Raw genomic sequence first — 18,337 nt, 5'->3', positions numbered from 1 at the left:
TACCTGGTCATTGCCGCACGTCCCGAGTTGGTCACGCGACTGCCCCGGCCCGGGCGATGGATGCTTCTGGTCAGGATCCTTCTTGGCGGTCTGTTGCTGGCAACAGCCGCATGGCTCTTGTTCGTTCTTGTCGGCGTGACGGGTGGGCGTGCAGCTGCCTTCATCTCGGCACTCACAGCTGTGTTCATTGTCGCCGCATCAATCCCACAGGCAAACCAATGGGTACGGCGTGCGGTTCTCAGCGCCTGTGTTTTTCTGGCGATTTTCGGGGCAGGTCTCACCTCAACCCCTGACCGCACCACAGCAGGGGTTGATGCGACGTCCCACTGGCAGGATTTCGAACCCCTCGGCATCGCGCGCCGCGTCTCTGAAGGCGAGACGGTGTTCGTCGATGTGACCGCGGATTGGTGTCTGACCTGCAAAGCCAACAAGTCTCTCGTGCTTGACAGGGATCCAGTGCGTGCGCGGTTGCGCGGCGGTTCCGTGATCGCCATGCAGGCGGATTGGACCCGCCCGGATGACAACATCGCGCGGTTTCTCGAGCGATATGACCGCTACGGCATTCCGTTCAATATCGTCTTCGGGCCAGGGTCGCCTTCCGGCATCGCTCTCCCGGAAATTTTGACGCCACAGGCAGTTCTTGACGCTCTCGACACAGCGTCTGTTCGAAGTGTCGCGTCGGAGTAACGCGCTTAATCGAGCTGAAGATCGGAAATCGACGCAACGATTCTGCCCTTGGTATCATCGCTTTCGGCCGACACGGCCAATCCAATCAGGGCACCCGGCTCGATCCCGAACGCAGTGCGATGATCTGATGCGAGATCGACCTGCTCACGATACTGCCCGATCTCTGAAGGGCGCAGGACTTTGCTGCGCAACCGGGGCGAATAGGGGCTGGGCAATATCGCATTGGTCGGGTGCGCACCGCCCCACACGTAGATCAGGGCGCGTGCGCTGTCCTCTTGAAGAATGCGCCGCGCGCTCTTTCCGCTCAGAGCGTCCACCCTCTCCGGATCGACGAACACGAAGTAGATCGCCAGATTTCTGTCGTCACCACCTTTGATCGTAAGATCGGTCGGTCGGACACCCTCGTGGACCCGCCAGACCCAACGCGCAGATTCAACCGAACGATTGAGGTCCTTAACGGGGCGCCAGAGCAACGAGACCGTACCGTCCGAAACGATGTCCAACTGGCGTCCCCGTTGACCAAAATCGTTCGAGAAAAGGCGCAAGAAGCCCTGCTTTTTCCAGCTGCCGTCAAAAGAAATGACCTCGTTGGCGATGCCCGCGGCTGGTGTAAACACGGCGCATGTCAGCAAGGTCAGGACTTTGGCGACATGGACCATTGCTCGTCCTATATCCAACCGAGTGCGCGCGCGGGCATCCAGACCCCCATAAAGATCATCATCAGATTTTCGGTCAGCGACACAAATCCCAGTGGCACGTTCGACCCGCCACCAACGCAAGCGCATTTCAATTCTCGCCCGTCGATATAGACCGCCTTGAACACGGAAACCGCCCCGATGGTCCCGATCACGAGGGCAATTGGGGCGCTGATCCACACTAGTGCGCCCGCGACCATGAGAACGCCCGCGATGGCTTCACCAAAGGGATAGATGTAGCCGTAACGCACCCAGCGTTGCGCGAGCAGATCGTAGTTCAGGAACATCGTCGAGAAGCCTTCGATATCCTTCAGCTTCTGGACGGCAAGGAAGCACATGGAGATCGCGATAAACCACTCGAAAGCACGGAGCGTACGTATCGACCCAGAGAACGCCCAGCTGAGACCCAGGGCCATCAGAAACGACACCGAGAAGATCGCGATGACCGGCTGATAGGTTGTCTCGTCCGCGTCCTTAACCTCTTTCCCGAAGTGCTCGCGCAAGGCGTCATAGCCGCCGATGCGCGTACCGCCGATGAAGGTCTGGGGTGTTGTCGATACGTCGTGTTCCGCCTTGAACGCGTCCGTCTCTTCGCGCGTCGTCAGATGATGATCTTCGACCTCATACCCTTCGCGCTCCAAGAGATCTTTCGATTTTAATCCATAGGGGCAGAGGTGGTCTTCCATGACCATGCGATAAAGAACAGCCTTTCCTGCGGCCTGGTTGGTATCTTTCGGCATCATGTCCTCCATTGGTCTAGCCGTTGCAGGTCCAGTAGCCCATGGAGCCAACCGCGAGCGGGGTTTCACCGGTCAATTCGAACAGAAGGGTAGAGCCTTCTCCATTGTCAGCATCGCTCATCGCGACGGTCATCTGGCCACCATCGGCCATCAGAACACCTCCAGAGGCCACACTGCCGGTCGCTTCGAATTGCACCAGCGACCCGGAGACCTTCGCGATTCCCTGCCCGTTTCCATCGGTCGCCAATATGGGGTCGGCGTTGACGGCGCGAACGAACGTACACATCGGCTCGGTGCCGAGCCCGCTTTCGATCTCCGCGTCCGAAAGAGGAGCAGGACGGATGCCTGCAATGACCGGCGTCGAGATTGCCTGCGTCAGGCTTGCCACGCTTGCAGGTCCATCGGATTTACCCAATGGCCATTCTGGCCCAGCTTCACCATTTGCCTCGATGTCGGCGAGCAGGAAGCGCATCTCCGCAATTTCCCGATCTTGGGCCACGACAATTTCTTCAGCAAGCGCTTTGACGCGCGGGTCAGTGATTTCCGCCCTCTTGCTGGTCATGATTGCAATCGAATGGTGCGGGATCATGGCACTCATCCAACTTTCATCCTGCACGGTTTCTTGGCCGCGGACGAGCCAGAGAGCGCCGGCGAACAGGACTGCCGAGCCTGCGAGAATGGCGACATTGGCGGCGAGGTTTTTGTACATGCCCCACATAAACAGGAGCATCACGACTGCCATCGTCGCACCCATGACAAAGGTCATATAGAACCGTGTCTCGCTCCAATAGACATGCTCAATGGCATAGGTGTTCAGATACATCAGGCCGAACATAATAGCGGTCGACGTTCCAACCATCGCGAGGAAGCGCCCGTAAGAAGACTTGCCGTGACTGTCCGATTTCGCGGAATCGGCTGTGCGGCTGTCGTGATTTAATATTGCTGAATCTGACATGTGAACTCCTTTCGCTTTTCTCTCAAACAAGATTCCAGCGCTGGAGGGTTCCGAAATAGAACGCGTTTTCAGCGGATGTTCTTCAGGTCACCAGAAAGATCCTTCAAGATCGGGCAATCCGGTCGGTGGTCTCCGCGGCAGGCCTCGACGAGATGGGACAAGGTCTCGCGCATGTCCTGAAGCTGCGCGATCTTGTCGTCGATTGCGCTCAGGTGCTCTTCGGCGATGGCCTTCACCTGAGCGCTCGCCCGCGTTTCATCCTCATAGAGATTCAAGAGATTGCGGCAATCCTCGATCGAGAACCCGAGCGCGCGCGCGCGACCCAGAAACGCAAGCTTGTGCAGATCGGTCTCGCGGAATGCGCGGTATCCGTTGCCGCTGCGCTGCGGCCTGACCAGGCCGATATCCTCGTAGTAGCGGATGGTTTTGGGCGGGATGCCAGACCGCTCTGCAACTTCTCCAATGTTCACGACACGATCCTCCTATTCCGCGGGTTGGGTCTGTGCACTGATCCGTGGTGCGGTGATGTCTCTGTCTTCACGCAAGGCCGGCGCGATGCGGCGCAGACGCAGGGCGTTTGTCAGAACCGATACCGACGACAGGGCCATAGCACCCGCCGCGAAGACCGGGGAAAGAAGCAAACCAAAGGCCGGATAGAGAACCCCGGCAGCGACCGGGATCAGCGCGACATTGTACCCGAAGGCCCAGACGAGGTTCTGGCGAATGTTCGACATGGTGCGCCTGGAAACCTCAACCGCATTCACCACGCCGCGCAGATCGCCTGACATCAAGACCACATCGGCGGATTCGATAGCGACATCGGTTCCGGTGCCGATGGCGATGCCGACATCCGCATGGGCCAGGGCCGGTGCATCATTGATGCCGTCGCCGACGAAAGCAATCATTCGGTCTCCCGCGCGCAGATCGTCGAGCGCTGCGACCTTGCCATCCGGCAGGACACCCGCGATCACGTGGTCGATTCCGGTTTCGCGCGCGATGGCCTCCGCCGTCTCGCGTTTGTCTCCGGTGATCATCGCAACCTTGAAACCGCGCGCGTGCAGGGCTGCAATGGCTTCCTGGCTGGCGGGTTTCACGGGGTCCGCCACGGCGATCACTGCGGCCAGTTTGCCGTCGATCGCCGCATAAAGCGCTGTCCGGCCCCGCCCTGCCAGCTCGGCTTCCGTTTCGACCAAGGCGGCGATTTCGATCCCTTCGCGGGACATATAACGGTCCGCGCCGACCATCACCTCCTGACCTTCGACAGTCGCGGCGACGCCGTAACCGGTGATCGACCGGAAGCCCGTGGCATTCGGAACGGCGATCCCTTCGGCCCGCGCGCCGCGGACAATGGCTTCGGCGATGGGATGCTCAGACTGGGCCTCCACAGCGGCGATCAGGCTCAGCACTTTGTCTCGGTCGAAACCGTCGGTAGTGACCAGATCGGTCAGCGACGGCTGGCCTTCGGTGACAGTCCCCGTCTTGTCGAGTGCGATGACATCGACTTCGGACAAGGCTTGGAGCGCATCCCCCTTGCGGAACAAGACTCCCATCTCTGCGGCGCGCCCGGTGCCCACCATGATCGACGTGGGTGTGGCCAAGCCCATGGCGCAAGGACAGGCGATGATCAGAACCGAGACGCCGGCCACCAGCGCAAAGGTCAAAGCCGGGTCCGGTCCGACAAGCAACCAGATCACAACCGTGAGTGCCGCGAGCACCATGACGGCAGGCACGAACCACAGGGTCACGCGGTCAACTAGGCCCTGGATGGGCAGCTTGGCACCTTGAGCCTCTTCGACCATGCGGATGATCTGCGCGAGTGTGGTATCTGAACCAACCCGTGCGGCCTTAAACGTCAGGCTTCCAGTGCCGTTGACAGTCCCGCCAGTGACAGCGGCACCAGCGGTTTTCTGCACGGGCACGGGCTCTCCGGTAATCATGCTCTCATCGACATTACTCGACCCCTCGGTCACCTCGCCATCCACGGGGATCCGTTCACCCGGTCGGACAAGGATCACATCGCCGACAGCGAGTGCGTCGACATCGACCTCCGCCGTTTCACCGCCCCGAATGACGCGCGCGGTGCGGACCTGCAGGCCCAGCAAAGCCTGAATCGCTGCGCCGGTGCGACCCTTCGCGCGTGCCTCAAGCCAGCGCCCAACCAGAATGAGGACGACGATGACCGCAGCTGCCTCAAAGTAAACCGCGCGTACCCCCTCTGGCAGGAGTCCGGGAAGAAAGGTTGCGACCACCGAGTACCCCCAGGCCGCGCCGGTGCCGACGGCAACGAGGCTGTTCATGTCCGGCGCGCCCTTGAAAAGCGCGGGAAACCCCTTGGTGTAGAAATGGCGTCCCGGCCCGAAGAGGACGAGTGTTGCGAGGACGAACTGGATGATCCAAGACGTTTGGAGACCAATCGTCGTCATCACCAAGTGATGAAATGCCGGAATAAGATGGGAGCCCATTTCTAGGATGAAGACCGGGAGCGTTAGAATTGCTGCCAAAAGGACGCTGCGACGCAGTCCGTCGGCTTCTTCTGCCTTGCGTGCGGCGCGAGACTGGCTCGCCTGCGCCTCTGCAATCTCGGCCGGATAACCAATCGCCGCCGATGCCGCCATCAAATCGCCCAAGGACACCGCGCCCTCGAGATACTCGATCGTTGCCGTTTCTGCCGCCAGGTTCACGCTGACGGAAAGCACTCCGGGCACGGCCGCCAGTGCCTTGTCCACCCGTCCGACGCAGGATGCGCAGGACATGGACGCAATGTTCAAAGTGACTTTGGATGTCCGCGCGGGATAACCCAAGGAGGCAAGCGTCTGCGTGGCGTCGGTTAGCCGAGACGGATCATCCAGCGAAAGGCGCGCCGTCTCAGACGCGAGGTTGACGGCGACGTCGGAAACGCCGTCGAGCCCCGCCAAGGCCTTTTCAACACGTCCCACGCAGGATGCACAGGTCATGCCGTCGATGCTGAGCGTTGTTTGGCTGGTGTCGGTCATAGCGTGTTACCTGGATTGTATGGTCTAGGCAGATATAGGGCTTCCAGTCACTGGAAGCTCAAGGGGTCATCGGAGATTTCTTTTGGTGACCGGCACAGCATCAACCTGAAGCATGTCTAACCCCCTGTTTCCAATTGAAATGTATCGATTTGTAAACTTGGCGGACAAGCCACCGGTGCGCTATTCCCCGGTCAGGAGAGTGCCCGATGAAAATGTCAGATCAGGAACAGCAGCCGCAGAATTCAAAAATGATGCACGTCGGCATGTGGGTGTGCTGCGCGGTGATGCTGCTTCCGCTGCTTGTTTTCTTTGCCCGAGGCGGCTCGTTTTTTGGATTGCAGGACATTTTGGGCGTTCTAGCACCAATCGCCCTTTGCCTCGGCGCACATGGCGTGATGTTCTTCTTCATGGGGAAGTCCTGCCATGGAAGCGGCAAGTCATCGGATAGCAACGCACCCGCGCCCTCAAAAGCCCCTTTTCCAACATCGATGGATGCTTGACCTTCCACCCGCTGGAACCCTTAGTTCCTATGAGTGAGAAGAGGATACACCATGAAATTTCACGTCCCAGACATGAGCTGCGGCCATTGCATTGCAGCTATCGAAAAAGCGGTCAAGGCTGCAGACCCGTCCGCAACCATTCGGCCGGATTTGGCTGCACACACGACAGAGATCGACTCGACAGCCTCCTCCTCGGCGGCCCTGCTTCAGGTTCTTGCGGAAGCTGGTTATCCGGCGACCGCTCTGGAAGAAGGTCCGGAGGATTGAAGAGCCGGATAAACACGATCTTGAAGGCGTCGGGCTTGATCTTTAGTGCTTATCTGCTGACCGGATGTTCCACGACACCCGTGGTCGATGCGGACGGTGCCTTCACCGAATTGCCTGAACCACTCGTCGGTCTCGCTGCGCCATACCAGAACCTCAACAAGGTACGGCTTGATCCGAATGACAATTGTTTTTGGTATCTTCACAACGGCCCGGTTGAAGCGACCTGGTTGCCTCTCAGAACGCCACAAGGCAATCCAATCTGCCAGGCGGTGAGCTAGTTCAAGACGCTTTGAGCAACACCAAAATGCCCCATTAGCCCCCGATCGCATCTTCGGGCGGATACAGGTGAGCGGTTTTGCCCGTTTCCACGTTGGGATAGAGATCGTTGATATGTGCCATGATCATGCGCACGCACCCCGAACTCGCCCGACCTCCGATCGAACGCGGCTCAGGCGATCCATGAATACGCAGATAAGTGTCCCGGTTCCCCACGTAGAGATAAAGCGCACGGGATCCCAATGGGTTGGTTGGCCCCGCGTCCATCCCCTCCGCATGCTGTGCATAAAGGTCCGGGTCGCGTTCGATCATGTCGTCCGTTGGACGCCACGTGGGCCACTTGGCTTTACGCCGGATCGTGTAGACACCCGGCTCGTACAATGTCCCGCGTGCGATGGCCACGCCATAGCGCATCGCCGTGCTGCCGTTCGGCTCGATATGATACAAGTAGCGCGCAACGGCATCGACATGGATGTCACCCGGCACGAGGCCCGCCTTTGCCTCCACCCGAACCGGTAGGAACCGCGGATGAACCCCCCACGGATTGGAAGTTGAGGGGTCATAACCCGGAGGTGTGACTTGCGCATCCCAGACATCCCACATCGCGCGCGGGGACGTGGGCGCTGCCGATATCGACGTGGCGAGTGGCGCCGAAAAGAGCATTGCAGACCCTACCACAAAGTGCCGACGCGTCAGTTTGGCCATCAAAATACCTCTTTCACTCGTCTTGACTGTGTCCGTTCGCCAATTGTCAGGAAACTATTGACCTGCGGCGCGTGCCTCCTGCGTAAGACGGATCATCTGATCGGCCTCGATGACCCCCGGAACCAGCGCGTCTCCGATCACAAAGGATGGCGTGCCATTGAAGCCGAGCGCGCGGCTCATCTCCATTGACGCCGCGATATGGGCATCGATCTCAGGTGCCTGCATGTCCCGTCGCAGCTGCGCGATATCCAAACCAATCTCCTGTGCGACCTGGATGACGGACGCTTCCTCGGCCCGGCCTTGCATGCCCATCAACGCCCAGTGAAATTCCTCGTATTTACCCTGCTCTCGCGCGGCCAATGCGGCGCGCGCGGCAAAAACAGAGCCGTCGCCGAGGATCGGCCACTCTCGATAGACCAGCCTCACATTGGGATCTTCGTCCAAGAGCGCTTCAATATGCGGCTTTACCCTACGGCAATAGGGGCAGTTGTAATCGAAGAACTCCACGACCGTGACGTCGCCTTCTGGATTTCCGAGAACCGGTGCGTTCGGGTCGTTCTCGAGGAGATCGCGATTTTCGGAGAGGACACTCGCCGCCGCGGCCGCCTGCCGTTCCTGTTCACGCCGTTCAATGATCTGAACCGCCTCGAGGACGATCTCCGGGTTTTCGCGGATGGCCTCCAGGACCAATTCCTTGACCCGGTCTTCGCTGAGCGCGTCAGCATGAGACGCGAATGGGGCGAGCAAAGTGACGACCAGAGACATCGTCATTGCGATCTTCATGAGAGTTCTCCTAGTTCACCGGCACACCATGGGTGCGCGCGTACTGAATATCCTGTATTTCCTCGGGCCAGGTCGACTTGATGTACCCGAGGATATTCCAGATTTCCTGGTCGGACAGTTGGTCGCCGAATCCGGGCATACCGCTGTCGAACTCCATGCCCTGAGCGGCCATCACCTCTCGGCCCCCAAGCTTTGTGTAGTCGAACAGCACCTGGTCGGCATGATGCCAGGTGTGACCCGTTTCATCATGGGGAGGTGCAGGCAGCCGACCGTCCGCGCCCGGACTCCGCCAGTTGTCCTGACCCTCCAGATTGGCCCCATGGCACGCAGCGCAGGTCTCGGCATAAAGCGCTTCGCCGGCCACGAGATCGACGCTTTCCGGCATCACCACGCTTTGGACATCACCGGCAGACCCGGTCCAGACATAGGCTGCCGCCCCGAGAGCCGCCAGGACACCAATCCCGAGGATGGCAGCCATCGCTCTCATGCCACATTGACCCATGTCATCATGCCGGACGCCGCGTGTGACAGCATATGGCAATGCAGCAACCATTTTCCGGGGTTGTCTGCCACGAAGGCAAGGGCGCGCACTTCGCCCCGGTCCAGCAGTGTGGTGTCGCGTAGCGCGCCGAGGCTGCCATCGGCTGCGATCTCGTGAAAGTGCATCCCATGGAGATGCATGGCATGCGGAAACGACGTGTCATTGGTGATCTTCAGCCGAACGGTTTCGCCACGCGACAACTCCGCCAGTGCTGGACCATCCATGCCCCCCACCGCGCCATTGAAGGCCCAGAAGTTTCCTGTCTCCATCATGTCGCGCATCGAAGACATCCGACCGCCCATCATGGCACCGCGCATGCCGCCCATGGCCCCCCTTCCATCAGCAATGCGATGTCCCTTGCCGATCCCAGATCGGGGATGGCATGGGCATTCGGTGGGAGGGGTTGAGGCGTTCCGCGCCGCGCGCGTGTACCGTCGCCTGTCACCTCGAAGGCCACCTGAGAAAAGCTTTCATCGCGGCTCAATTGCACGATATGGCCTGCGCTGCCGACCTCTGCGGTCACGTCGACGATCAGGTCCACCCGTTGTGCCGACGACAGCAGGAATGAACCTTCCACGGGTTGCGGCACGGCCAGCGGCATCCCGTCCATGGCCACAATCCAGCCTTCGAGCCCCTCCAGCGCAAGTTGGAAAATCCGGGCGTTGGACGCATTGATCAGCCGCAGGCGCAGACGCTCATGCCGTTTCACGCTCTTTGCGAGATTGTAGACGCCGTTCGTTGTGATGTAATTTCCAAGACGCCCGGCATGGCTGAGGTCATGCATCGCCCCGAAAGTATCCGCAATCTGGGCTGTTTCCGGATCGATCCGCCAATCGTCGAGGATCAGGACCTCTTCACGGTCGATATCGATCGGCTCCGGCTCTTCGACGATCAGCGCACCCTGAAGACCACGTGCGACTTGCTCGAACGAGCGGTTGTGCGCGTGATACCAGTAGGTGCCCGCATCGGGGACAACGAAATCGTAGTCAAAGCTGTCCCCGGGGCGAATGGCGTCCTGCGTCAGACCGGCCACCCCATCCATCGCATTGTCGATGCGGATCCCGTGCCAATGGGTCGATGTCGGATCGGGTAACTCATTGATAATACGTCTCTGTACCCGCGCGCCTTGCGTAACCCGGATTTCAGGGCCCGGCGCGATACCATCGAACCCCCAGATCTGTGTTTTTCCGTAGTCATCAGGCAAAAGCTGTATATCTGCGACCCGGGCTGTCACCGCGCGCATGTCTGTCTGCGCGAACAGTGAATTCGGCATGCACGCCAAACCGGCAGCACTCATGCGAAGAAAATCGCGTTTTGAAAGTTTCATGATGGCACCGTTAGAATTGAGGTGAAGACAGCCGTGGCAAGCAAGATGACACCGATACAAACCCATTCGAGAGAAATCGATCTTGCAAGGTGTGGCCCAGCTTTGGGATCACCGCTCTGCAAAGCGGGCACAAGCCGTGTTTTGTTGATGGCGGCAAGGGCCAGAAGCAGCGTCACGACGGCAATCTTTGCCAGAAGTGTCAAACCATAGGCAGTGCCGAGAAGCGCGGGTAACGAACCAACCAGTCGCCAGGTCATTACCACGCCAGCGAGTAGTAGGAGTGGGACCGCAACAGATGCGACCTGTCCAAAGCGATGTCCAAGCACGGCAGCAACTCGCAATGTGTCCGCAGACCCCGAAAGCTTATGGAGTGGAAGAAGGACGCCGATCCAGAATGCGGCAACGATCAGATGACCGAACAAGACGCTCTGAAACCACAGGCGATCTTCGCTGGCGACATGACCGATCTCGCAAAAACTCCAGATTGCCAAGAAACTGCCCAAGAGCGCGACCCATAGCCACCGTCCCCCCAAGACCACACCGGTCAGGAGTGCCCCCAGGCCCAGTAGCCGCAACAGCAGGGCGTCTCCGGGCGGCGTTTCCCAGAGCAACGCCAGGATCGCCAGATCAGTCATGCCTGAAGCATCATCCATGAGCACCGCGCCCCGCACGGCAAAGCCGAGGAATGACATTGTAGCCGCCAAAAGAGCAAAGAAGACGGCCCAGGCGCGTAGAAAACGGTCGAGCCCAGCCAACTGCTCGGAAAAGACTTGGCGACAGAGTATCAGCCCGGCACTCGTGAGGACGCCGAGATAGAGCAAAAACTTTGTGGCAACCGCAGCCTGTCCCCAGATATCCGGCACCGCTCACTTCACTTCAAACGAGAAGACACCGTTCATCGGGTGCCCATCAACACCAAGCCCGCGCCATTCAATGTGATACATGCCCGGCCCCATGGGCGTGAGAGGAAGCGAGAATTCTTTGACAAAACCGGATTGGGTGCCGAGGTCCAGAGCCTCGGTGTGCGTCTCAGCATGGGTCATTTCGACTTTCGTCAATCGCATCCCATCGTTGAAGCGCAATCCAATCGTCTCCGGTACGGCGTCAAGAATGGCTCCGTCTGCAGGCGTCATGCTTTCCTTTTCAGAATGGGCGAGGGCTTGCGCGCTGGTCAGCGCCAAAAAAATTGTCAGTGCGACTCTGTATATCACGGATCGTCCTTCGTCGGTTTCTTCAGTCAGTTTATACCATTCGCGCGTTGCAACTCACGCACATAGGCCACGATCATTTTCACATCGCCATCGGTGACACCTTCGACCGGCGGCATGTTCCCAAAGCGCCAATGATGCGCACGGACACCATTCTTGGCCGCCAGAAGGAAAGCGGCATCCCCATGGTGGCTGGGTTCGTAAATCTTATGCACAAGAGGGGGCGCCACACCGTCCTGCCCGGCAGCATTTGCGCCGTGACAGGCTGCACATTTCGCATCGTAGGCCAGTTTGCCGACCTCCGCGTTGGCCGACAGCACTTCCGGCAAGGCGACATCGACCATGGGCCCGTTGGCGCGAGACGCGTCGTCCGTGGTCGTTGCCACGTCATCGTCAGTTGGTCCTGTCCACCAGAAGCCAATGCCAAGAACCACCGCAAGGGCGACGGATAAGATCGTGTAACGCCCCATCAGATCAATTTGACCTGCGTTCCGACCGGTGTCCGATTGTAAACCTCAATGATATGTTCGTTGTAGAGGCCGATGCAGCCGCTCGACGAACGACGACCAATCTTGCGTGTATCGTGTGTCCCGTGAATGCGATAATATTGCCAGGTCAAATGCAGCGACCGCACCCCGAGCGGATTGTCCGGACCTGGCGGCATATAGGCCGGCAAGGACGGATCGCGCTCGCGCATGGATGGCGTGGGTGTCCAATCCGGCTCAGGATCTTTGAAAACGATCTCTGTATAGCCCCGCCGCGTCAGCTCATCCGTCATTGGAACCGATGTCGGATAAAGAAACATTTCACCGTCGGCTGTCCATTGCTGAAGCGCCCGTGAATTGGTGTCCGCGATAATGATGCCTTTGCCCAGATGATCGAAGTGGTCTTGCCAATCGTGGGTTCTGAAGCTCGAAGCGTTGCGCCGAACCGGTGCGCGTGGTTCTGCGCGCAGCACCGAAGGCGCAAACAGGAGCGCCGCGCCGACGCCGCCGACAAAATGACGACGCGACCAAAAGGATCGATTTCTTGCCTGCATGGCTCTGCCTCGTTTCCATGTCGAACGCTTTGTTTTCTATCGAAGATCAGTGAGCGACGGAACGCAGGGAGCCCCGGAATTTTGTAAGGTTATGTATCAACCCGCCGGTTGGACCGCGGCGCTACACTTTTTTAGTCCGAGCCGAAAATCCGGTTTCGGCGCGCGCTTCGGGATGCTCTGACGGAGATGTCATTGCAGCTTGATGCGCAGTCACGGGCAAAACAATGTGCGCACGGAGTCCGCCCTCTGCACGGTTCGACAGGGTGATCGCGCCGCCGTGTTGCAAAACGATGCTGCGGGCGATTGAAAGGCCCAGCCCATGGCCTCCGGTTTCGCGGGAGCGCGATCCTTCCAAGCGCAGGAAGGGCTGAAACACATCGCGCAAGCGGTTGTCAGGGATTCCCGGCCCATCGTCCTCGACCAAAATCTCGATGCTCTCGTCAGAGACGCCCCAGGTTAGGGTCGGGTTGCGCCCGTAGCGCCCCGCGTTGTCGATGAGATTGCGCAAAGCACGGCGCAGCGCCTTGGGCTTGATCTGCACCATTGCCTCGGGTCCCGGGCGCACGTCCAACGCACCGTTGGTAGCGTCCCGAATGTCGGTCAGGAACGCGCCAATCTCGGTCCGTTGCAGGGCCTCGTCCTGTCCCACACCGCGCGCATAGGCCAGCGTGGCTTCCACCATATCCTGCATCTCGTCGAGAGAGGCCGTGATGCCGGTCTTGGTCTCCGCATCCTCCACCATCTCGGCATGAACCCTGAGCGCGGTGAGTGGCGATCTCAAGTCATGGGCCAGGGCGGCCAGCATTTGCGTCCTGTCCGTGACGAAGCGAGCCAGGCGCGTTTGCATGTCATTGAAGGCCGTCGTCAGGTTCCGCACTTCATTTGGGCCGACCGGCGTGAGGGGTCCTTGCCCGCCACCGCGCCCGAACTCCTCGGCTGCCGCGGCGAGATCATTCAGTGGCCGCGTCAGGCGCGTCAGCAGAAACCAGAAGATCGCAAGCAGCAACACGGCGGCCGTCAACACGAAAGAGAGGGTGGAGGCCCAAGACCATTGTATGGGCGGCCGCTCGAACCGGGTGGCGACGTTCAGCCATTGGCCTCCGGCAATGGCGATCGAGACCTCCATCTCGAGGGCCGCCAGGGTGCCCTGCATCATCTCGGCGTGCATTTCCGCCATTTCCGGAGAGAGGTTCGGCAGCGGCAACAGCCCCTGTTCAATCTCATGCACTTCGACCCGGATATCGCGGGTGTAGCCATCGTTCAAAAGCGCACGCACGCGCGCTTCTATCGCTCCGTTCTCATCATGGTGGGTGTGCGTTACGGCAGGCGTGTCGCCGAGATCGAAGCGTACAAGGGGCGAGTTTGCCGCCGCCACAATATCCTCATGCAACGTCGGCGGTGCCTCCTCGATCAGACGGGCGACGTTTGCCGCGCGTCCGGCTGCCTCGCTGCCGATGGCCGCTTGCACGGCCAGCGACCGTTCATCGACGAAAAGCCACAAACCCACGACCTGCGCCACGAACAGAACCACCACCACCAAAAGGGCGATCTGTGAGCGGAACCCCATTCGCATCAGGCCTCGACCTCCACATCACAGTTCAGGCAATATCCACCATTGCGCACGGTCGATATGATCCGGGGGCGAAGCACATCGGGTTCGATTTTCCGGCGCAGGCGCGAAACCTGATTGTCGATCGTTCGGTCAAATGGTCCGGCAACACGGCCGGCGCTCAATTCCAGGAGCTCATCCCGGCCGATCACCGCCCGAGGACGCTCAAGTAAGACCGTCAGCAGCTTTGCTTCGGCCGTGGTCAATGTATTGACCGTGCCATCGGGGCAAATGACATGGCTGGCGTCGTGATCGAATGTGATCCCGGCAAAAACGGCCCGCTTGCCCGCAAATGTTCCGCCATGGGGTGCATATCCGTCCCCCGCACGGCGCAGGATCGCATTGATCCGGGCCAGAAGCTCGCGCGGATTGAAGGGCTTGGCCAAGTAGTCATCTGCACCGGTGTCGAGCCCCTTGATCCGAGCGTCATCGTCGCCGAGCGCCGTCAGCATGAGAATCGGGGTATGCTGCTGCTCCCGACGCAACCGTGCACAGGCCGCGAGCCCGTCCTCTCCCGGCATCATGATATCGAGCACGATCAGATCGAATTTGTCCTCGCTCAATCGCGCATCCATCTCGCCCGCACTTTTGGCTCCCGTCGCGCGCAGCCCGTTTTTCTCCAGGTAGCGCGTCACGGAGTGCCGGATCTCGGCATGATCATCGACGACCAGAATATGCGCCGATGCCGCCATCAGCGATCGGGTCCCACACATCGGCACGTCTGGCTGATCGGCCTACTATTCAATAGATTGAGTTCCATAACACCCAGAATAGATTGTTCTTTCGGGAAAGACCCGCACCTCGTTTGTCGCAATATGTATCAATCGACCTGACATGTCTTGACCCTCCAGCTGCTGGAAGCCCCATCTGACGCGGCATGACAGGCGCAAGACCAGACATATCGGGGCAACATCCCGCCCAATCAGTGCACCGGACCATGGCGGCGCCCGCGTGGATCGGATTTGCGCTTTTTGTGGTCACAATGCCCGCCCACCTCCTCCTGGAACAGGCAGACTCGCTTGCCTTGGCAGCGGTCACACTGGCCCTGATCGGCGGGGCCTATATCGGGTTCGGTGCCGCCGATGGCCGTCGCTCCGTGTTCTGGTCTGAGCTGGCGGTTGCTCTCGTCTTTGGTGCGGCGGCCGTAGCGGGTCTCCTTTGGCATTGGGCAGCCTTGCCTCTGGGTCTCGCGCTCCATGCGCTGTGGGATCTTGCCCATCACAATGCGGTCCGGCTTGCCCGGGTCCCACACTGGTACATCCCGTTTTGCGTCGTCTTTGACCTGATGGCGGCAGCCTTTCTTGTGCTGCTTTATACGAGGTAGGCCATGGTGCGTGTCGTTGTTCTTGTCCTTCTGGGGCTCTTGCTTCTCGTCCTGGCGCGTCCGGACCTTGCGGGGCTCGATGCCGATCTGCCGGAGCGCGACGACCTGCGCCTTTGGATCGAGGCAGCTGGTCTTCTTGGTCCGCTTCTGGTCGTGGCGCTGATGACGCTGGCGATCGTGGCCAGTCCCCTGCCCTCGGCGCCGATCGCGCTGGCTGCCGGGGCCGCCTATGGTCACACCTACGGAACACTGCTTGTCGTGCTCGGCGCGGAGATCGGCGCGCTTGCTGCGTTTCTACTCGCGCGCGGGCTGGGGCGCTCTTTCGTGGAACGCCATGTCGGCGAGACGATCGGGCGTGGACTTCTGGGGTCACAGAATACACTGACGTTTCTGGTGTTCGGAAGCCGACTGCTGCCGTTCCTGTCCTTCGACATGGTCAGCTACGCTGCAGGATTGAGCGTCTTGCACCTTTGGCGGTTTGCCCTGGCGACCCTCGCGGGGATCATTCCGGCCAGCTTCTTGCTCGCCCATCTCGGCAGCGAAGCCATGAATGGGGACGTGCAAACCGCCACCTGGACGGCGCTGGCGCTTGGCGCATTTACCGCCGCGTCCGTCCTCTTTGCGGTATGGCGTGACCGCCGCACGCCGAAAAAGGAGATCTGACATGGCCACTCATTCACATGCGGGACATATGCCGTCGTCGGGAAAAGCTCTGGTCATATCTGCCTGGCTGACCGGCATCTACTTCGTGATCGAACTGGCCGTCGGGCTCTGGACCGGCTCGATCGCGGTGCTGTCAGATGCGTTTCACACGTTGTCCGCCGTCGGGGGCGTGCTCGTCGCCATCATTGCGCAGCGGATCGCGCGCCGCCCGGCGGATATGGCGCGCAGTTACGGGTGGTATCGCGCAGAGATCATTGGCGCGCTCGTGAATGGCGGCTTTCTTCTCGGCATGGCGCTTCTGGTGATCTGGATGGGGGCGATGCGGCTCGGAAATCCGATCCATCTGCCCACGGGACCGATGCTCTGGGTGGCCTTCGGTGGCTTGGTCACCGAGGTGATCTCGCTCGGCCTGATGTGGAAATCCAGCCAGGATGATCTGAATGCCCGCGGGGCCCTCTGGCACATCATCCAGACCTTCGTCGGCAGCCTGTTGATCATCGTGACCGCGCTCGTCATCGAGTTCACCGGCTTTCTGGCGATCGATCCGATCCTTGGTATGGCCTTCGGGGTCGTGCTCCTCTGGGCCTCGATCGGAGTTATCCGCGAGGCGGTGCATATTCTGTTGGAAGGGACCCCGGAAGAAACTGATCTCTCGGCCGTGACCGCTGATCTGCGCGCGCAGGACGGCGTTCTCGATGTCCACCATGTCCACGCCTGGACCCTGACCAGCGGCAAGCACGCCTTCTCGGCCCATCTGCGCCATGCAGAACCTGCCGATGCCGCGCGCATCCTTGAGACCGCCTATACGCACCTTACCAAGCATCACCGGTTTCACATGGTGACCCTGCAGCTTGAAACGGACTGCCTCGACGAGCGCCACGCGGACGATTTGGACGTCACGCAATCGATGGGGCCGCAGGCAGAGCTTCATGAACCACCTGCGCACCGCGATCACCTCGACAGTGCCGCTCCGGATGCTAATCTCGAACGCAATTCAAAAGGAAACGACACATGAAACGACGTAGCTTTCTGCTGACCGGCGCTGCCGCCACAATCGCGCTCCCGGCCATGGCTGATGCCGGGCCCATCATCAAGGTTGTCAAAACCCCGACCTGCGGATGCTGCACGGCCTGGGTCGATCATGTCCGGCAAGCCGGATTTCTGGTCGAGGCCCAGGATGTCGATCAGGACGCCCTCTATGCGCTGAAAGACAGGCTCCGGATCGCGCCGGAACTGGCCGGTTGCCACACCGCCGTGGTGGGCGATTATTTCATTGAGGGCCATGTGCCGGCTGAGGACATCGCCCGGCTTCTTTCAGAGCAACCGGCGGCGCGCGGGCTGAGTGTACCGGGTATGCCGATGAGTTCCCCCGGCATGGGCGGTCCCGGTGCCGGCGATACGTTTGATACGCTGCTTGTCGGGCCTGATGGCGCGACATCGGTCTTTGCCAGTCATAGCTAGGCCAATCGGTAGGTCCCACGGGACGGGTTTGTAACCCGGCCCGCTTCGACAAGCGCCCGCAGCGCACGGTAGGTCGCCTCATGCGTCAGCTGGAGGCGCGCGGCAAAGTCGACGACGGTGCCATCCAGAAGACCCGCAACGATCCCCGCCATCACCCGATCCTCGGCGCGTCGGATGCCGACAATTCCCATGATCTGCCGGTGCGCCTGAACCTGTTGGGCCGCATGGCGTCCATAGGCCCGCGCAAAATCCGGGTTCGCGAAGGCGGCGAGAACCGCGGACTTGTCGATCCGGACCAACTCACCTGCATCCATCACGATGGCATCGCAATGATAGCGCTCCGAAAAGACCGAGGCTTCGGCAAAGCTGGTCCCGGATGTCGCCCGGTGAATGATGAGCCGCTCGCCATTCGGACCAACCCGTTCGAGATGCACACGCCCGGTTATCAGCACATAGAGGCCCAGGGTCCTTGCACCCTGTCGGAAGAGCACGTCGCCAGCCGCAATTGTGTGCGACTGACGCGCAGTTGTCGGGAGAAGGTCGTAGGGCTCTGGCAGCATATGA

General features: G+C 60.2%; 23 protein-coding genes and 1 pseudogene. 8 read left to right on the top strand and 16 right to left on the bottom strand.

Going from position 1 to position 18,337, the window contains the following annotated elements:
• A partial coding sequence (locus ACZ1G0_RS16420; RefSeq protein ID WP_472737965.1) for a thioredoxin family protein occupies window positions 1–687 on the top strand: 687 nt, incomplete at its 5' end.
• Between the two features lie 5 nt (window positions 688–692).
• Here ACZ1G0_RS16420 and ACZ1G0_RS16415 read toward each other — a convergent pair.
• The 5 genes from ACZ1G0_RS16415 to ACZ1G0_RS16395 form a co-directional block, all read right to left on the bottom strand.
• The gene (locus tag ACZ1G0_RS16415) at window positions 693–1,346 is read right to left on the bottom strand and encodes a DUF3047 domain-containing protein (protein WP_093454938.1); all 654 of its coding nucleotides are present in this window, start codon (window positions 1,344–1,346) and stop codon (window positions 693–695) included.
• An 8-nt stretch (window positions 1,347–1,354) separates the two neighbouring features.
• The gene (locus ACZ1G0_RS16410) at window positions 1,355–2,122 is read right to left on the bottom strand and encodes a MauE/DoxX family redox-associated membrane protein (RefSeq protein WP_093454968.1); all 768 of its coding nucleotides are present in this window, start codon (window positions 2,120–2,122) and stop codon (window positions 1,355–1,357) included.
• A 16-nt stretch (window positions 2,123–2,138) separates the two neighbouring features.
• Complete coding sequence (locus ACZ1G0_RS16405) at window positions 2,139–3,077, bottom strand: DUF305 domain-containing protein (protein WP_093454939.1); 939 nt, start codon at window positions 3,075–3,077, stop codon at window positions 2,139–2,141.
• A 68-nt stretch (window positions 3,078–3,145) separates the two neighbouring features.
• Window positions 3,146–3,547 carry a Cu(I)-responsive transcriptional regulator gene (gene cueR, locus ACZ1G0_RS16400; protein WP_093454940.1) on the bottom strand — a complete coding sequence of 134 codons (402 nt, stop codon included), beginning with the start codon at window positions 3,545–3,547 and terminating at the stop codon, window positions 3,146–3,148.
• 12 nt (window positions 3,548–3,559) lie between these two features.
• Entirely contained in the window at window positions 3,560–6,070 is a 2,511-nt protein-coding gene (locus ACZ1G0_RS16395) for a heavy metal translocating P-type ATPase (RefSeq protein ID WP_472737964.1), read from the bottom strand.
• Window positions 6,071–6,276: 206 nt separating this feature from the next.
• On the opposite strand from ACZ1G0_RS16395, the gene ACZ1G0_RS16390 reads away from it, so the two are divergent.
• The 3 genes from ACZ1G0_RS16390 to ACZ1G0_RS16380 are packed head-to-tail and all read left to right on the top strand — an operon-like array spanning window position 6,277 to window position 7,115.
• Window positions 6,277–6,570 carry a hypothetical protein gene (locus tag ACZ1G0_RS16390; protein ID WP_093454942.1) on the top strand — a complete coding sequence of 98 codons (294 nt, stop codon included), beginning with the start codon at window positions 6,277–6,279 and terminating at the stop codon, window positions 6,568–6,570.
• 51 nt (window positions 6,571–6,621) lie between these two features.
• Window positions 6,622–6,837: a heavy-metal-associated domain-containing protein gene (locus ACZ1G0_RS16385; RefSeq protein WP_093454943.1), complete on the top strand. Its 216-nt coding sequence runs from the start codon at window positions 6,622–6,624 to the stop codon at window positions 6,835–6,837.
• A 35-nt stretch (window positions 6,838–6,872) separates the two neighbouring features.
• Window positions 6,873–7,115, top strand: a complete 243-nt coding sequence (locus ACZ1G0_RS16380; protein ID WP_472737963.1) for a hypothetical protein — start codon at window positions 6,873–6,875, stop codon at window positions 7,113–7,115.
• A 34-nt stretch (window positions 7,116–7,149) separates the two neighbouring features.
• Here ACZ1G0_RS16380 and ACZ1G0_RS16375 read toward each other — a convergent pair whose 3' ends face one another.
• The 10 genes and pseudogenes from ACZ1G0_RS16375 to ACZ1G0_RS16330 form a co-directional block, all read right to left on the bottom strand.
• Window positions 7,150–7,818 (bottom strand): L,D-transpeptidase, encoded by a 669-nt coding sequence (locus ACZ1G0_RS16375; protein WP_093454944.1) that lies wholly within the window; start codon window positions 7,816–7,818, stop codon window positions 7,150–7,152.
• Between the two features lie 54 nt (window positions 7,819–7,872).
• A complete protein-coding gene (locus tag ACZ1G0_RS16370) occupies window positions 7,873–8,601 on the bottom strand; it encodes a DsbA family protein (RefSeq protein WP_093454945.1) in 729 nt (242 codons plus the stop codon).
• A 10-nt stretch (window positions 8,602–8,611) separates the two neighbouring features.
• Window positions 8,612–9,088, bottom strand: a complete 477-nt coding sequence (locus ACZ1G0_RS16365; RefSeq protein ID WP_093454946.1) for a c-type cytochrome — start codon at window positions 9,086–9,088, stop codon at window positions 8,612–8,614.
• A pseudogene (locus ACZ1G0_RS16360) lies at window positions 9,085–10,469 on the bottom strand (multicopper oxidase family protein). The gene ACZ1G0_RS16365 and the pseudogene ACZ1G0_RS16360 overlap by 4 nt, the downstream one beginning before the upstream one ends.
• The gene (locus ACZ1G0_RS16355) at window positions 10,466–11,332 is read right to left on the bottom strand and encodes a copper resistance D family protein (RefSeq protein ID WP_093454948.1); all 867 of its coding nucleotides are present in this window, start codon (window positions 11,330–11,332) and stop codon (window positions 10,466–10,468) included. Before ACZ1G0_RS16355 ends, ACZ1G0_RS16360 begins: the two are co-directional and overlap by 4 nt.
• Before the next feature lie 3 nt (window positions 11,333–11,335).
• Entirely contained in the window at window positions 11,336–11,680 is a 345-nt protein-coding gene (locus ACZ1G0_RS16350) for a copper resistance CopC family protein (RefSeq protein WP_093454949.1), read from the bottom strand.
• Window positions 11,681–11,706: 26 nt separating this feature from the next.
• A complete protein-coding gene (locus ACZ1G0_RS16345; RefSeq protein ID WP_093454950.1) occupies window positions 11,707–12,147 on the bottom strand; it encodes a c-type cytochrome in 441 nt (146 codons plus the stop codon).
• Window positions 12,147–12,716 (bottom strand): L,D-transpeptidase, encoded by a 570-nt coding sequence (locus ACZ1G0_RS16340; protein WP_093454951.1) that lies wholly within the window; start codon window positions 12,714–12,716, stop codon window positions 12,147–12,149. The genes ACZ1G0_RS16345 and ACZ1G0_RS16340 overlap by 1 nt, the downstream gene beginning before the upstream one ends.
• A 121-nt stretch (window positions 12,717–12,837) precedes the next feature.
• Window positions 12,838–14,283, bottom strand: coding sequence for an ATP-binding protein (locus tag ACZ1G0_RS16335; RefSeq protein WP_244525681.1), 1,446 nt, complete (start codon window positions 14,281–14,283; stop codon window positions 12,838–12,840).
• A 5-nt stretch (window positions 14,284–14,288) separates the two neighbouring features.
• Window positions 14,289–15,017, bottom strand: a complete 729-nt coding sequence (locus ACZ1G0_RS16330) for a response regulator (RefSeq protein ID WP_093454969.1) — start codon at window positions 15,015–15,017, stop codon at window positions 14,289–14,291.
• Between the two features lie 185 nt (window positions 15,018–15,202).
• On the opposite strand from ACZ1G0_RS16330, the gene ACZ1G0_RS16325 reads away from it, so the two are divergent.
• Genes ACZ1G0_RS16325 through ACZ1G0_RS16310 form a run of 4 tightly spaced genes read left to right on the top strand, consistent with a single transcriptional unit; the run spans window position 15,203 to window position 17,773 of the window.
• Entirely contained in the window at window positions 15,203–15,649 is a 447-nt protein-coding gene (locus tag ACZ1G0_RS16325; protein WP_472737962.1) for a DUF6010 family protein, read from the top strand.
• Between the two features lie 3 nt (window positions 15,650–15,652).
• Window positions 15,653–16,312, top strand: a complete 660-nt coding sequence (locus ACZ1G0_RS16320; RefSeq protein ID WP_093454953.1) for a TVP38/TMEM64 family protein — start codon at window positions 15,653–15,655, stop codon at window positions 16,310–16,312.
• 1 nt (window position 16,313) lies between these two features.
• Window positions 16,314–17,327 carry a cation diffusion facilitator family transporter gene (locus tag ACZ1G0_RS16315; protein WP_244525679.1) on the top strand — a complete coding sequence of 338 codons (1,014 nt, stop codon included), beginning with the start codon at window positions 16,314–16,316 and terminating at the stop codon, window positions 17,325–17,327.
• Window positions 17,324–17,773, top strand: coding sequence for a DUF411 domain-containing protein (locus tag ACZ1G0_RS16310; RefSeq protein ID WP_093454954.1), 450 nt, complete (start codon window positions 17,324–17,326; stop codon window positions 17,771–17,773). Before ACZ1G0_RS16315 ends, ACZ1G0_RS16310 begins: the two co-directional genes overlap by 4 nt.
• Here the strand turns inward: ACZ1G0_RS16310 and ACZ1G0_RS16305 are convergent.
• Complete coding sequence (locus tag ACZ1G0_RS16305; protein ID WP_093454955.1) at window positions 17,770–18,333, bottom strand: Crp/Fnr family transcriptional regulator; 564 nt, start codon at window positions 18,331–18,333, stop codon at window positions 17,770–17,772. The genes ACZ1G0_RS16310 and ACZ1G0_RS16305 overlap by 4 nt on opposite strands.
• Window positions 18,334–18,337: the final 4 nt, after the last annotated feature.

This window comes from Thalassobacter sp. HA4-2, from assembly GCF_055693705.1.
Note: the sequence above shows the minus strand (reverse complement) of the source record. Positions and strands in the feature narration are given on the sequence as shown.